This window comes from Acinetobacter sp. (genome assembly GCF_036659555.1).
In the GTDB taxonomy this organism is placed as follows: Bacteria; Pseudomonadota; Gammaproteobacteria; order Pseudomonadales; family Moraxellaceae; genus Acinetobacter.
The window spans coordinates 1-13,710 of the sequence record NZ_JAVXCI010000089.1 but is presented as its reverse complement, the minus strand read 5'-3'; the positions used below and the strand labels follow the sequence as shown (position 1 = coordinate 13,710).

Genomic DNA, 13,710 nt, shown 5'->3' with positions numbered 1-13,710 from the left:
CGCTCTACCGACTGAGCTATTGGAGAATCTGATGCGCATTTTAGGGATGAAAGCCGCAGCCGTCAACTAAATACTGTAGGGAAATGAATTGTTTGCTTTATAAATATTCACTTATGGGCGTGAAATAAAAAAATCACCCGCAATGGGTGATTTTTTATGCATAAAAATAAGAAATAGGTTATTTCTTATTTTTCAACGCCAGCAGCCTGACCGGCATATTTAGCATTTGCATAGTCCCAGTTCACCAGGCTTTCCAGGAAAGTCTTGATGTATGCAGGGCGCGCATTGCGGAAATCGATGTAGTAAGCGTGTTCCCAAACGTCAATCGTCAGCACGGCAACTTTGCCGTGTGCAAGCGGGGTGTCAGCATTAGATGTTTTAAGGATAGACAGATTGCCGTTTACTTCGTCAGCAACTAGCCAAGCCCAGCCTGAACCGAATTGAGTTGTTGCAGCAGCAGCAAACTCTTCAGCGAATTTTTCATAAGAGCCGAAAGCTTCATCAATTTTAGCTGCCAAAGCGCCAGTCGCTTTGCCGCCGCCATTTTTCGCCATGCAGTTCCAGTAGAACGTATGGTTCCAAACTTGCGCAGCATTGTTGAAAACACCCGCTTTAGCTGCATCGCCGGCAACAGCCTTGATGATTTCTTCTAAGGTTTTGCCTTCAAGCTCAGTGCCGGCAATCAGGTTGTTTAAGTTAACAACATAAGTATTGTGGTGCTTATCGTGATGATATTCTAAAGTTTCTTTGCTGATGTGCGGAGCAAGATCTTCGTAGCCGTAAGGTAGGGCAGGTAAAGTAATCGTTGTCATGTGTTTCAATTCCTTGCATTTTGCTGGGTTTTGACATTAAGCGGCTTTATTGTAATAGATTCTTGGCCGAAATTGCGCATTGCTTATAAATAAGAATACAGAATAAGGCCTGAATTTATCCCGATAAAGAAAAATGCCAAAATCAGGCTTCAACTAAATTAAATCGGATTGTTTAATTCGAAATAACTATACTCAATATTGAACTGTTCTGAAATAGCTTTTGCCAAGCGCTGAACGCCATGGCGCTCGGTCGCATGGTGGCCGCAGGCATAGTAATGCACATTCAGCTCTTTCGCTTCATAGAAAGTGCGCTCACTGACTTCGCCTGAAATGTAGGCATCGCAATGCTGTTCCGCCGCCTTTGAAATGTAGTCCTGCGCGCCGCCCGTGCAGAAGCCCACTTTCTGAATGAATGCCGGAGCTGCCGGCAGGTGAATTGCATTAAAGCCCAGGCGCGCTGATGCAAAGGCTTGAAATGCTTTTGGCGCCATCGGCTGCTTTAAATAGCCGATATTGCCAACCGGATTGCGCTCGCTTGGGTCCAAAGCTTCAATATTTTCCAGTTCCAGCAGATCAGCAATGGCGGCATTGTTGCCCAGCACAGGGTGGCTGTCTAAGGGCAGGTGATAGGCGGCCAAAGAAATATCGTGCTGAATTAAGGTTTTAATGCGTTTTCCACGCATGCCGGTAATGGGATAGGCCTCGCCTTTCCAAAAATAGCCGTGATGCACCAGTAGCAGGTCGGCGCCTTGCGCCACGGCAGCCTCAATGGCATCCTGCGATGCGGTGACGGCGCATACAATTTTGCGGACTTCGGATTTGCCTTCAATCTGCAGGCCATTGGGCGCATAGTCTTTAAATTCGTGCGCTTTTAAAGCCTGATCGCACCACTGAATAATGTCGTTTAACTGAGCCATCTGCATTCCGCCAATTCAAAATCAAATTTTACTATTTAAACATGCATTTAATTGTAACTAAAGCAGCACAAAATTCTGCGTTTTTTTTAAAGGAAGGCTGAAAATTTGCATTACAATACGGCTTAAATGATTGAGCCATCAACAAATAAAAAATTTTAGAGGATACAGCCGTGCGCCGGACGTTTACGTGGTTACCTTGGGTGTTGCTGATAGTTGTCATTATTGGCTTTTTGGGCTGGCAGCAGCTGCAGAAGCCCAAAGCGCCTGTTTCTCCAGACGGGGTGAAATTGCCCGCAGAAAAAGTCGAGCCGCTGATTGATACTTCCCGTGCAGGCGGTGTCGTATCGTACAGCGCAGCGGTTAAAGTGGCAGCGCCGGCAGTGGTGAATATCTTTACCACGCAAAAAGTCAAGCAGCTGGATCATCCTTTGCTGAATGATCCGGCATTCCGTGAGTTTTTCGGCAATCAGCTGCCGGATCAGCTCAAGCAGGATCCGAATGAAAACAGTTTGGGTTCAGGGGTGATTGTCCGCCCGGACGGCTATATTCTGACGAATAATCATGTGATTGCTCAGGCAGATCAGATTATTGTGGCATTGAATGACGGGCGCCGGGCCGAAGCCAGAGTGGTCGGCACCGACCCGGATACCGACCTTGCGGTGATTAAAATTGAAATGGATCAGCTTCCTGTGCTGCCATTCAAGCTCAGCGGCAATGAAGTCGGCGATGTTGTGCTGGCGATTGGCAACCCGTTTGGCGTAGGCCAAACCGTAACGCAGGGCATTATTTCTGCAACTGAGCGTTCAGACTTGGGCATCAACACCTATGAAGACTTTATTCAAACCGATGCAGCCATTAACCCGGGCAATTCCGGCGGCGCGCTGATTGATGTTGCGGGCAACCTGATTGGCGTGAATACAGCAATTTTCTCGCAATCCGGCGGCTCATTGGGCATCGGTTTTGCCATTCCTGCAAAAATCTGCCAGCAAGTGCTGAATGCGATTTTGAAAGATGGCCGTGTTGTGCGCGGCTACTTAGGCATCAGCCTGCTGCCCATTGAGCAGGAGAATGTCTTTGCGCCGAAAGAACAGGGCGTTATTGTGGCGCATGTGCAGCCGAATGGCCCGGCCGCCAAAGCAGGCTTGAAGCGCGGTGATAAAATTCTGAAAGTGAATAATGAAGTGATTACTTCAGCATCGCATTTAATCAATTATGTGGCTTTGCAGGCGCCGAACAGCACGGTTGAGGTGTCGATAGAGCGCAATAAGCAGCCGATGACGCTGGCGGTCACCATTACCGAAAGAAAAGCGCAGGAGCAGAATGCGGAGTCGCAATATATTCCATTGCCGCGCTGATTGCTGCTGAGTAAAGAATCCCTCCATGCGGGGGATTTTTTATGCGCAGCTGTCTTGTCCCTGCCAAAGCGCTTATCCGCCATTTGCCTGCAGAATTAACCGAGCTGGGCTATCGTGAGCTTTGAGGTGCATGAATTTTTTACAGTTTTAATGTTTATTGGATTCAGCCTGCAGCCGCCACAGGCTGCGCGGTAAAAGCAGCCAAAGTTAAAAGCGATGGGAAAATGAGGCAGCGCATACTCTAAAGCGTAAGCGCGCATAAATCATCTGCCGTTTTTGCGTTAAAAAACCTATAGAGCTGTTTGCAATAGAGATTTAAACGCTATTTTAAAAACCGCGCTGTTGTAATGCGGGTAAAAATGCGGGACAGTGCTGAGGCGATTCTTTACTATGATGAAAACTGATGGATGATCTGGCGCTGAATATGCTGAAACTGATTGCGGAAGACTTTATACAGGAAGATAAAATTGACCTTGTGCTTCCCTTATACAAAGAGCTGGTAGAAAAGACCCGGGCTGAGCCGGGGTGCATTTCATATGAGCTGCATCAGGACATCAAGATGAAAGGCCATTTCATCTTCATTGAAGAGTGGACGGGCCGCACAGCTTTGGATGCGCATGTTGCGTCTGAGCATTTTCAGCGCTTGGTGCCCCAGATTGATCAGTATCAAACCAGGCAAGGGCGCTTCACGCATATGCGCAGCTTAGAATTTTAAGTTGCATTCTTTATTTCATTTCTGATTGAAAATTAGTATCTTATTCCCGCAGTTTTGGGAGATATCATGAAAAAAATATTTTTAGCTGGAGCGTTGGGTCTTGGGCTTGCAGGATGCACATCAATTCAAGTGAAGAGTGCTGAGGGTTTCCAGCCGCAAACGGTTAGGCAAATATGCGTTATTAGGAATCCGAAAGTTACGGTGAATGGCTTTGAAGAGTCTATTGTGCGCAGCTTTGCCAGATACAATATCAGCGCGCGGATTTATCCGGAAAACTCCAAGCCGGCGCTGTGCGAAACGGTCATGCAATATACCGCTTTGCGCACATGGGATATTGTGACCTATCTGAGCTATGCAAAATTTACATTAACGAAAGACGGCCGAACAGTTTCTGAGGCGGAATTCCGGCTGAAAGGGAAAGGCGGACTGGCATTGAATAAATGGCGCAGCACCGATGTGAAAATTGATGAGCTGGTAGATGAGCTTGTTGGGGGGAACAGCAAATAAGCGCTGCCTTTTAGGGGCTGACATGGAAGGCGCTTGGCGGAAATGCAGCAAATACCTGCTGGAATTTCCGTTGTTCTGCCTTGCAGGAATGGCCATTCTGCAAGGGGGATATTCAGGCATGGGCGCTTAATGCGCGCAAAAGGCCTGATTGAAGTACTCAAACAGCTGCGGCGTTTGCAGCCATAAAGCGATTGCCAGCGCGAATAAGGCAATTAAAGCGCCAGCGATTGCCAGCTTTAATCCAAGCATTGAATCAGTCATGAACTACATGCTCCTCAGTTACAAACAGGTGCACCAGCACGCCAAATACGCTCAGTACAATAGAACCGGCCCAAATCATATTATAGTTGCCGGTCATGTCATGGTTCAGGCCGCCCAGCCAGCCGCCGAAGAACGAGCCGATCTGATGGGTGAAAAATACAATGCCGCTGAGCGTGGTCAGGTATTTAACGCCAAACATATTGGCGACAATGCCATTGGTTAAAGGCACAGTTGACAGCCATAATAAACCCATAATGACGCCGAATGCGTAAATTGTCCATAGGCTTAAAGGCAGCGTCAAAAATCCGATAATGGTTAAGCCGCGCAGCCCGTACAGCCACATCAGTAAATGCGGCTTGGAGAATTTCCCGCCCAGCCAGCCGGCGCTGTAAGTGCCGACAATATTAAACAGGCCGACAAGGGCAAGGAAAATAGTGCCGGTGGCTGCGCTATAGCCGTGATCAATTAAATAGCCGGGCAGGTGAATGCCGATGAACACCACCTGAAAGCCGCAGACAAAAAAGCCCAGCGCCAAGAACCAGAACGGTCTATGGTTTTTCGCAATGACTAAAACATCTTTAAAGCTTAGGCTGGGCTTATTCTGTGCTGAATTTGCGCTGGGCGCAACATACATCGGCGCTTTCAGCATCCAGGCCAAAGGCACAATTAAAGCCGCTAAAACTGCGCTGACCGCAAGGGCTGCCGACCAGCCAATGCTTTGCAGTAAAAGCAGGGTAGAGGGCAGCATAATAAACTGGCCAAAAGACCCGGCTGCGCTGGCAATCCCCATCGCCATGCTGCGCTTGTCTGGATGCGCGGCGCGGCCTACGGCGGAAAGCAGCACTGGAAAAGATGTTGCGGAAAGCGCAAGCCCCAGAATTAAGCCGGCACTGAAGTTCAGCAGCGCGCTGGTGGAGCTGACCGCCATCAGCAGCAGGCCAATGCTGTATAAAGCCCCGCCAACTGCAACCACCACTTTGCTGCCGTATTTATCGGCAAATGCGCCGGTAATGGGCTGCACGGCGCCCCAGATTAAATTCTGCATGGCAATGGCAAGGCTGAAGACATTATGCCCCCAGCCAAATTCATGGCTCATGGGCACCAGATACAGGCCAAATGCATGGCGGATGCCCAGTGACAAAGCCAAAATAATGGCGCTGCCAATCAGCATGTAAATAAGAGGTCGGGAAAAACGGCTGTCGGTCATAAGCTTCCATGCGCTGTGCGGTAAGCCTATGTTATTCTATTCATTCTGTGGAAGCGATTAAATAAATTTCACCATGCGATAAAATTTTGTTATGTGTGCATGTGGCGGAAAAAGGCGGCTTTTAAGCAGGCTAATTCGCTGATTTGCGTAACTAAAGTCTATATTACGAATAATTTCCTATAAAATATGCTCTCAGTGGGTTTTTGGCGTATTAACTATTTAGGTGGTTGATTCTAGCGCTTGCATTGCCTCATTTTTCCTTTAGAAGTTTAAATGCCTTTGCGCAGGCAGATCCTACTTTAGCAAGACCCAAAGCAGCAAAAGTCTTTTGTTGCCCATACACGGCATCTAGAGCCAGTTTTAAGCACTGCTTTAAAATGCAGCGCAAGGATGGGCAACGTGCGGCGTCCCTGCCGCACTCGCGTATCCAAAGTTTATTTTACTCAATGGCCTAGGAAACTCAAAGCTGAATGGATTTTCGCGGAGTCGTTTAAGAAAGCTTAGCCATCATATAGCTGAGTTTTGAAACCTGTACCATGCATAATTTCCCATAAAATATGATTTCACTAGGTTTTGGGTACGGCAGCTATTTAAGTAATTAACTATATTCAGGCGCTGGATGGCCATGCTTTGCCTTGCCTGATTGCAGGCGGCTCAGCGGCGGAAACAGAAAAGCGCTGAAAGCATTTCACATCCTCACTGATTTTTTTGTACAATAGGCGCAGTATTGATTGAGTGAATCACATGAGCACCCAAAATCCTCCCAAGAAAAAAGTTGCGGTGAAACTGCCGTTTCCTGTGGCCGGCGCTGATCAGGCGCAGCAAGATTCTGTGCATAATCAGGTGCGTCCGAAACCTGAAAACTATGCTGACCGCACTTGGATGCCGCCGCGCGGCACGCGCCGCTCCATGGGCAAGCGCTGATAAAAAGACCTGCAGAATATGCAGGTTTTTTTATGTCCAGCTGCGCCCGCTATTGCGGATTCAGCCTTGCATAATACTGTTTCTTTTGCATATACATATGCTTGTCAGCGCGCCTTAAAGTGTCTTCAATGCGTTCATTGGGTCTGGAACTGGCATGGCCAACCGACAGGCTGATGGGGTGGATGGAGTGATACTGATTATCGATCAGCATGAGTTCATGCAGGCTCCGCAGGCTGCTTTGCAGTGAAGCCTCATCCGCATTCGGCAGCAGCACCACAAATTCATCGCCGCCGATTCTGGATGCAGTGTATTGTGTATTCTGAATCAGCTGCGTAAGCACGTTCCCCATGCGCCTCAGCTGCTCATCCCCGGCATCATGGCCAAAATGGTCATTAATTTCCTTCAGGCCGTTCAGGTCAATAAAAATGCAGGAAACCGGGCGCTGCAGATTGCGTTCCAGCCGGTTCACCTCTTCGGTATAGAATGTGCGGTTAAACAGCTTGGTTAAAACATCATGCTTGCCTAAGTATTCCAGATAATTTTCCGCTTTTTTCCGCGCAGTAATGTCCACCAGCGCAACCTGCACCGTGCTCCATGTATCTTCATAGCCGGGGAAAACGGCAAACTGCAGCAGCACATGGCGGATGCTGCCGTCCAGCGCGTAGTTCACCGCTTCATGCTGATGATGAATTTTTCCTTGCCACAGGTCGATCAGCTGGTGTCTGAAAGTCTGGGTCATTTCATTGCTGAAAATCTTATGGGTGTTTTTCAGCAGGGTGTCTTTGTCCGGCGCGCCGAATAAATTCAAAGTCGCCTGATTGACATCGGTAATGACGATGTCTTTGATGCACTGCTGAATGAAGTCCGGATGCACATCCAGAAATGTGCTGAAATCTTCAATGCCGATGGCGCGCAGCTGATCCAGCTTAGTCTTAATGCTGCTGAAATCTTCAACCCAAAGCGAAGTTGGGGAAAAGTTGAAGCGCGCTTCCGCCAGCTGGCGGTTTTTCTCCGCTAAGCGCCGGGCATTCTGATAAGGGGTGATGTTTTCCGTGCTGATCAGGACTTGCGACCAGTCATGCTCATATTCCGGCAAAATGGTGCAGCGCAGCTGAATATCCAGGCGCTTGCCGGCAATCGTGTAATTGACCGCGGTGTTGATGAAATGCGTCTTGCCTTCCCACAGCTGCGCCAGTTCATCAATATGCGTCAGCAGCATGTCTTGCTGGAAAATCTGGCCTAAATTTTCACATAAATGCTCGAAATGGCTGGCTTCATAGAGTTCCAGCGTCCGGCTGTTGACCTGAATGATTTTAATTTTTCTGGCGCATTCCAGCACTTTGGCTTGATTGTCCAGCAGGTACTGGCGCAAATCCTGTATGCCTTGCTGGCGCCAGCAGTCCAGCTGCTGCTTAACGGCGCTGAAGTCCTCAAGCCATAGGGGAATGGGGGACATATGAAAAATCGGATTGTCATTCAGGGTCATAGCAGGCCTCTATTCCAGTATCGCTTCAGCAAAGCGAAAGATAATATTCATACCGCGGGCTGCTGCGGCAGCCGGGGAAACAAAAAAGCCAATCAATACTGGCTGGCTTTTCAGGAGGCTATTTGCGCGCGCGGCTGGCGGACTTTGGCGGGGCAATCTCGCGCTTGCCGAGCCAGACATCGGCAAAATCCATCTCGTTAATGCCGTACAGCTCAAGCAGGGCCAGAATCACGCTGCCAAACAGCTTTGCGCCCTCAGCGTCGTTTTGCCATGCAAAGCCTTTATCTTTCAGGGCGTATAAAATATCTTCAATTTCAAAGATGCGGTCGCGGCCATTGCTGTCGGTCGGGTAGATCTGCGTGTTTAAAATAATTTTAGCCGCGCTTTTTTCATTTTCAGATAAATCCAGCGCATCAATCACTTCATCCGCCTGCGCGGCAAAAATCACCTGATCGGTAAATACCGCCTGCAGGAAGCGCTGCGTCAGCTTCGGCAGGGCTTTTTCAACAAAAGGGCGGAATGAGGCAGGAAAAATCACATTATGTGAAATGCCTTTAAACATCGGGGCAATTTCTTCAACTTTGTAGCCCGCCACGCCGCAGCCGACAGAGGTCAGGAAATATTTGGTTTTCGGATGGTGCTTGGTATAAATTTTAAAGTCGTCAACATAATGCTGAATTTGCGACAGCGGCATTTGCTGCAGGTGCTCATTCATAGTCGGAATGGCGAAGCTTTGCCCGGCCCAGCCGCGGCCTACGCCTTTGACCGCGCCAAAGTGCTGATGCGCGGTCTTTGCGGCGCCGCCGGCATGCGTGCCCGCCATGTTGCTGCCAAAAACAAAGACCGTATCTTCAGGCAAGCTTTTAACGATGCTTTCGTCATGATAATGGTAAGTCATTATAATTCACTTCAGCTGAGGTTTTATATCATGGTGCAATTGCTTAGGCGCTTGGTCAAGTCATGAACACAGTTATTTTGCTTATTTAAAAGAATTTATTGCAAGGCCTTGAGGGAGAGCGGTGGATTTGAAGTTAGCCAGCGCGCTTGATGCGGTAAAAGCTGGAGATGTACTGCTGTACCGGGTCAGCCTGCCGCCGGCCGGTTTGGCGGAATTGAAAAACAATTCAGTTTCAGCATTGCATCAGTCAAATTTGCCCTCATACAGTTGAGATGAATCAGCAGCGGATTAGCCGAATATTATGAGTGATAGCCAGCCATTTGAATTAGTCACCAATTTTGCGCCTGCCGGCGACCAGCCGCAGGCCATCGAAAAACTAGTGCAGGGCGTGGAAAAAGGCTTGCGCGACCAGCTGCTGCTGGGGGTGACCGGCTCAGGCAAAACCTATACCATGGCTAATGTGATTGCGCAGACGCAGCGCCCGGCCATTGTCATGGCGCATAATAAAACGCTGGCAGCGCAGCTGTATGGCGAATTCAAGGCATTTTTCCCCAACAATGCGGTGGAATACTTCGTCAGCTATTATGATTATTATCAGCCCGAAGCCTATGTGCCGTCTTCGGACACGTTTATTGAAAAAGATTCTTCGATTAATGACCACATTGACCAGATGCGACTTTCCGCCACCCGCGCGCTGCTGGAGCGTCGCGATGCGATTATTGTTGCGTCGGTGTCGGCCATTTATGGCCTGGGTGACCCCAACGCCTATATGAGCATGCTGCTGCATGTGGTGCAGGGCGACCGGCTGAACCGTGACGATATCATCCGCCGCCTGGTGGAAATGCAGTACAGCCGCAATGAGCTGGAGTTCCTGCGCGGCACCTACCGCATCCGCGGTGAAATCCTGGATATTTTTCCGGCTGAATCAGATCAGCATGCCATCCGCATCGAACTGTTTGATGATGAGGTGGATTCGATCCGCTGGTTTGACCCGCTGACCGGCAAAATGATCCGCAAAGTGCCGCGCGTCACCATTTATCCGAAAAGCCATTATGTGACGCCCAAAGACAATCTGACCCGCGCCATTGGCACCATCCGTGAAGAGCTGACAGAGCGTTTGGGCTTTTTCCGCGCTAATGATAAGCTGCTGGAAGCGCAGCGCATTGAGCAGCGCACGCGCTATGATCTGGAAATGATGCAGCAGCTGGGCTATACCAACGGCATTGAAAACTATTCGCGGCATTTGTCTGGCCGGCCCGCCGGCGAGGCGCCGCCGACGCTGTTTGACTATGTGCCGGATGACGCGCTGCTGATTATTGATGAGTCGCATGTGACTGTGCCGCAGATTGGCGCCATGTATAAAGGCGACCGCTCGCGCAAGGAAAATCTGGTGAATTACGGCTTCCGCCTGCCCAGCGCGCTGGACAACCGCCCGATGAAGTTTGAAGAATGGGAGCGCATTGTTCCTGCCACAATTTATGTCAGCGCGACGCCGGCGAGGTATGAGCTGGAAAAATCAGAACAGATTGTAGAGCAGGTGGTGCGCCCGACGGGCCTGATTGATCCGGAAATTGAAATCCGCCCGGTGCTGACTCAGGTGGATGACGTGCTGTCAGAAATCAATAACCGCAAGGCGCTGAATGAGCGCGTGCTGGTGACCACCTTAACCAAGCGCATGGCGGAAGATTTAACCGCGTATTTAAAGGAATACGGGGTGAAAGTCGCCTACCTGCATTCGGATATTGATACCGTCGAGCGCACTAAAATCATTCATGAGCTGCGTTCCGGCGTTCATGATGCCTTGATCGGCATCAACCTGCTGCGTGAAGGGCTGGATATGCCGGAAGTATCCTTGGTGGCGATTCTGGACGCAGACAAGGAAGGCTTCCTGCGTTCCGAGCGCTCGCTGATTCAAACCATTGGCCGGGCCGCGCGCAACCTGAATGGCAAAGCGATTCTATATGCAGACCGCATGACCGATTCCATGCAGAAAGCCATTGATGAAACTGACCGGCGCCGCGCCAAGCAGATTGCGTTCAATGAGGAGCACGGCATTGTGCCGCGCAGCGCAGTGCGTCAGGTGGTGAAAGACTTGGATGATGGCGAAGCGCTGTATGAAGATCCAATTGACGCGGAAATTGCTGGTCAGGCGCAAGCCCTCAGCGCAGATGAGCGCCATTTAATGTCTGATCCGAAACTGTTTGCCAAGCATTTGTCCAAGCTTGAAAAGGAAATGCTGAAAGCGTCAAAAGAGCTGCAGTTTGAACAGGCTGCCCGCCTGCGCGATGAAATTTTACGCTTGAAAGCGCATATGCTGCAGTAAGCCCTGCTGCGGGAGCTGTCTTTAAAACTTATTGAAAATCATTACATAACCTAGACAGTCAGGAGGTTTTTTACGCGCTATCTTAAATTATCGCTTCTGATTGAAACGTGAAAACAAGACGCTGAGGGTATTAGAATTATGGCTGCGAAAAACCTCCCGAATGCGGGGATGAAATTGGCGAAAATTGCCGTGGGCGGCGCGATTTTGGTTGGCTTGGGCATGGTGGCGATGGCTTATGCGCAGGCCAAGCCGCTGCAGGTGGCCGAAAAAATTGAATTGGATAAATATTTAGGGGTTTGGTATGAAGTCGCGCGCAAGCCGATGCCTTTCCAGAACAAATGCGAGCGTGATGTCACGGCAACCTATACCTTGAATGAAAACGGCAATCTGCAGGTGGATAACCGCTGTATTATGGCCGGCGGCAAGCAGGTGCATTCGGTGGGGGAAGCTTTTGTGCAAAATGCGCCGTTTAACAGCAAGCTGAAAGTCAGTTTTCTGCCGGAAGCCGTGCGCTGGCTGCCAGCCGGGCGCGGCGATTACTGGATTTTAAAAATTGATGAAGATTATCAGACGGTGCTGGTGGGCGAGCCGCGCCGCAAATATTTATGGGTGCTGTCGCGCACGCCGCATCCAGACCCGCAGGTAGTTAATGAATATTTGGATTATGCAAAATCAGCCGGCTATGACCTGAAAGACCTTATACGGACCAAGCAGAGCGGAAAATAAGTTCAATTTTCAGCTTATTATTCAAAACCATGCTTAGGCATGGTTTTTCCTTTGCGGAAACGCCGGCCTGCAGCCCGCTTGAAAATTCAGGCGCTGCAGCGCGGAGATCTGCGCAGTAAATTTAGAGGTGAGAGATGTATAAGGGCGTTGCCTTGTCAGTATTGGCATCGGCCACTTTTGGGGTGCTGTATTTTTATACCCAGTTTTTAAAGCCTCTGGACAGTGAGCAGACTTTTGCCTGGCGCATGCTGGCAACGCTGCCGTTTTTAACCCTGTTTATGTGGAAGTCTGGCGACTTAAAGCATGTTGCGGACATTTTTAAGCGGATTTTCCGGCAGCCGTGGATGCTGCCGTGGCTGATTTTCAGCTCGGTGCTGTGCACCACCCAGCTCTGGCTGTTTTTATGGGGTCCAATTAACGGGCGCGGCCTGCAGGTGTCGCTTGGGTATTTTCTCTTGCCCCTGGTGATGGTACTGGTTGGCTGCGTGCTGTATAAGGAAAAGCTGACCCGCTGGCAGCAGGCGGCCGTTGCATTGGCGGTGCTGGGTGTTGGCCATGAAATATGGCGCATCGGCGGCATTGCCTGGGAAACGCTGTATGTTGCGTTGGCCTATCCCTTGTATTTTTTCATGCGCCGTGTGCTGAAAACCGACCACTTGGGCGGCTTCTGGTGGGATTTATTCTTAATTCTGCCGGCGGCCTGCTATTTAGGCTTTGTTCACAGCGACAGCATGGCGCTGCTGCTGGATTATACCCATTTGATCTGGGCGGTGATTGGCCTGGGCTTTTTAAGCGCGCTGGGCTTAGGCAGCTACATACTGGCCAGCCGCTACCTGCCTTTTGTGATTTTCGGCCTGCTGAGCTATCTGGAGCCGGTTTTGCTGGCTTTCGCTTCAATCATGATGGGGGAGCGCGTAGCGGCATCTGAATGGCTGACTTATATTCCAATTTGGCTGGCAGTGGTTTTGCTGGTGATTGAAGGCTGCCTGCATCTCATCAGGCAGAAGCGCAATGCGCATATGCTGAACCGCAACATTGAAAATGTGCAGAAGCGCTTGGAATCTGAATAGGGCGGTTTTTGGGTAATCGCTTGTGGATTGCCGGTTTTATTCAGGCGGCCGGAGAGCGCAGCGGCATTGAAGGCTGCGCTGTTTCCCGGCCATTAATTTTGGCCTGAAGCCTGCAGCAGCGCCCAAGGCGGAAAAGTGATGCAGTGAATTGAATTGAATTGAATTGAATTGACTTGGTGATGATTGCGGTTGTTTATCATCGTTTGTTTGATAAAGGAGCAAGTAAACAAAAAAGCGGAAAAATAGTTCAAACTGCCTGTAAAAATCTTTTTAAAAGCAAAATCATAAAAATAATTACAACTATTTTATAAAATTATAGTGAATATCGGGGAAAATAGGCGCATCGAATCGGCTTTTGGATTCTATCTTGCTGATAATTCCATTACAATTGTCGGGTTTTGAAATTTATGCCTAGACATACTATCTAATTAGAGGACGTATCTGTGAGCAAAGAGACTATCATCGCCCTACATGCAGAGCACCAAGGTCGCTGGAAAAACCGTGAAGAA

General features: G+C 49.5%; 15 protein-coding genes. 9 read left to right on the top strand and 6 right to left on the bottom strand.

The features are described from left to right. Positions 1 to 185: 185 nt before the first annotated feature. On the bottom strand, positions 186 to 812 hold the full coding sequence (locus RSA72_RS11760; protein ID WP_332622899.1) for a superoxide dismutase: 627 nt from the start codon (positions 810 to 812) through the stop codon (positions 186 to 188). A gap of 158 nt (positions 813 to 970) precedes the next feature. Continuing rightward, positions 971 to 1,729, bottom strand: a complete 759-nt coding sequence (locus tag RSA72_RS11755; protein ID WP_332622897.1) for a Nif3-like dinuclear metal center hexameric protein — start codon at positions 1,727 to 1,729, stop codon at positions 971 to 973. 170 nt (positions 1,730 to 1,899) lie between these two features. Between RSA72_RS11755 and RSA72_RS11750 the strand changes: the two genes are divergently transcribed. The 3 genes from RSA72_RS11750 (at position 1,900) to RSA72_RS11740 (ending at position 4,306) form a co-directional block, all read left to right on the top strand. Then, positions 1,900 to 3,084 (top strand): S1C family serine protease, encoded by a 1,185-nt coding sequence (locus RSA72_RS11750; protein WP_332622896.1) that lies wholly within the window; start codon positions 1,900 to 1,902, stop codon positions 3,082 to 3,084. 424 nt (positions 3,085 to 3,508) lie between these two features. Next, entirely contained in the window at positions 3,509 to 3,799 is a 291-nt protein-coding gene (locus tag RSA72_RS11745; protein WP_332622900.1) for a putative quinol monooxygenase, read from the top strand. A 66-nt stretch (positions 3,800 to 3,865) separates the two neighbouring features. Further along, the gene (locus RSA72_RS11740) at positions 3,866 to 4,306 is read left to right on the top strand and encodes an Sbal_3080 family lipoprotein (RefSeq protein WP_332622895.1); all 441 of its coding nucleotides are present in this window, start codon (positions 3,866 to 3,868) and stop codon (positions 4,304 to 4,306) included. Between the two features lie 126 nt (positions 4,307 to 4,432). Here RSA72_RS11740 and RSA72_RS11735 read toward each other — a convergent pair whose 3' ends face one another. Then, complete coding sequence (locus RSA72_RS11735; protein WP_265936568.1) at positions 4,433 to 4,567, bottom strand: hypothetical protein; 135 nt, start codon at positions 4,565 to 4,567, stop codon at positions 4,433 to 4,435. Then, entirely contained in the window at positions 4,560 to 5,774 is a 1,215-nt protein-coding gene (locus tag RSA72_RS11730) for an MFS transporter (protein WP_332622893.1), read from the bottom strand. Before RSA72_RS11730 ends, RSA72_RS11735 begins: the two co-directional genes overlap by 8 nt. Positions 5,775 to 6,518: 744 nt before the next feature. Here RSA72_RS11730 and RSA72_RS11725 point away from each other — a divergent pair. Continuing rightward, entirely contained in the window at positions 6,519 to 6,698 is a 180-nt protein-coding gene (locus RSA72_RS11725; protein WP_332622891.1) for a hypothetical protein, read from the top strand. A gap of 49 nt (positions 6,699 to 6,747) precedes the next feature. Here RSA72_RS11725 and RSA72_RS11720 read toward each other — a convergent pair whose 3' ends face one another. Together RSA72_RS11720 and RSA72_RS11715 are read right to left on the bottom strand one after the other, a co-directional pair. Beyond that, positions 6,748 to 8,184, bottom strand: a complete 1,437-nt coding sequence (locus tag RSA72_RS11720; protein WP_332622890.1) for a GGDEF domain-containing protein — start codon at positions 8,182 to 8,184, stop codon at positions 6,748 to 6,750. 118 nt (positions 8,185 to 8,302) lie between these two features. Further along, the gene (locus tag RSA72_RS11715; RefSeq protein WP_332622889.1) at positions 8,303 to 9,082 is read right to left on the bottom strand and encodes an A1S_2505 family phage non-structural protein; all 780 of its coding nucleotides are present in this window, start codon (positions 9,080 to 9,082) and stop codon (positions 8,303 to 8,305) included. A gap of 121 nt (positions 9,083 to 9,203) precedes the next feature. Here RSA72_RS11715 and RSA72_RS11710 point away from each other — a divergent pair, with 121 nt between their 5' ends. The 5 genes from RSA72_RS11710 to RSA72_RS14615 all read left to right on the top strand — a co-directional run. Beyond that, on the top strand, positions 9,204 to 9,353 hold the full coding sequence (locus tag RSA72_RS11710) for a hypothetical protein (protein WP_332622888.1): 150 nt from the start codon (positions 9,204 to 9,206) through the stop codon (positions 9,351 to 9,353). A 30-nt stretch (positions 9,354 to 9,383) separates the two neighbouring features. Next, positions 9,384 to 11,405: an excinuclease ABC subunit UvrB gene (uvrB, locus tag RSA72_RS11705; RefSeq protein WP_332622887.1), complete on the top strand. Its 2,022-nt coding sequence runs from the start codon at positions 9,384 to 9,386 to the stop codon at positions 11,403 to 11,405. 138 nt (positions 11,406 to 11,543) lie between these two features. Then, the gene (locus tag RSA72_RS11700) at positions 11,544 to 12,131 is read left to right on the top strand and encodes a lipocalin family protein (protein ID WP_332622885.1); all 588 of its coding nucleotides are present in this window, start codon (positions 11,544 to 11,546) and stop codon (positions 12,129 to 12,131) included. A 134-nt stretch (positions 12,132 to 12,265) separates the two neighbouring features. Further along, positions 12,266 to 13,201 (top strand): EamA family transporter RarD, encoded by a 936-nt coding sequence (rarD, locus tag RSA72_RS11695; RefSeq protein ID WP_332633215.1) that lies wholly within the window; start codon positions 12,266 to 12,268, stop codon positions 13,199 to 13,201. A gap of 443 nt (positions 13,202 to 13,644) precedes the next feature. Next, positions 13,645 to 13,710, top strand: a 66-nt coding sequence (locus RSA72_RS14615) for a hypothetical protein (RefSeq protein ID WP_443098350.1), incomplete at its 3' end; no start/stop codon positions are given.

Excerpts from the sequence above, each read along its gene's own strand:
- RSA72_RS11700 (WP_332622885.1), top strand. The coding sequence starts at position 11,544 with ATGGCTGCGAAAAACCTCCCGAATGCGGGGATGAAATTGGCGAAAATT.
- RSA72_RS11720 (WP_332622890.1), bottom strand. The coding sequence starts at position 8,184 with ATGACCCTGAATGACAATCCGATTTTTCATATGTCCCCCATTCCCCTA.
- RSA72_RS11715 (WP_332622889.1), bottom strand. The coding sequence starts at position 9,082 with ATGACTTACCATTATCATGACGAAAGCATCGTTAAAAGCTTGCCTGAA.
- RSA72_RS11760 (WP_332622899.1), bottom strand. The coding sequence starts at position 812 with ATGACAACGATTACTTTACCTGCCCTACCTTACGGCTACGAAGATCTT.
- RSA72_RS11740 (WP_332622895.1), top strand. The coding sequence starts at position 3,866 with ATGAAAAAAATATTTTTAGCTGGAGCGTTGGGTCTTGGGCTTGCAGGA.
- RSA72_RS11755 (WP_332622897.1), bottom strand. The coding sequence starts at position 1,729 with ATGGCTCAGTTAAACGACATTATTCAGTGGTGCGATCAGGCTTTAAAA.
- RSA72_RS11745 (WP_332622900.1), top strand. The coding sequence starts at position 3,509 with ATGCTGAAACTGATTGCGGAAGACTTTATACAGGAAGATAAAATTGAC.
- RSA72_RS11725 (WP_332622891.1), top strand. The coding sequence starts at position 6,519 with ATGAGCACCCAAAATCCTCCCAAGAAAAAAGTTGCGGTGAAACTGCCG.
- uvrB (WP_332622887.1), top strand. The coding sequence starts at position 9,384 with ATGAGTGATAGCCAGCCATTTGAATTAGTCACCAATTTTGCGCCTGCC.
- rarD (WP_332633215.1), top strand. The coding sequence starts at position 12,266 with ATGTATAAGGGCGTTGCCTTGTCAGTATTGGCATCGGCCACTTTTGGG.
- RSA72_RS11730 (WP_332622893.1), bottom strand. The coding sequence starts at position 5,774 with ATGACCGACAGCCGTTTTTCCCGACCTCTTATTTACATGCTGATTGGC.
- RSA72_RS11735 (WP_265936568.1), bottom strand. The coding sequence starts at position 4,567 with ATGACTGATTCAATGCTTGGATTAAAGCTGGCAATCGCTGGCGCTTTA.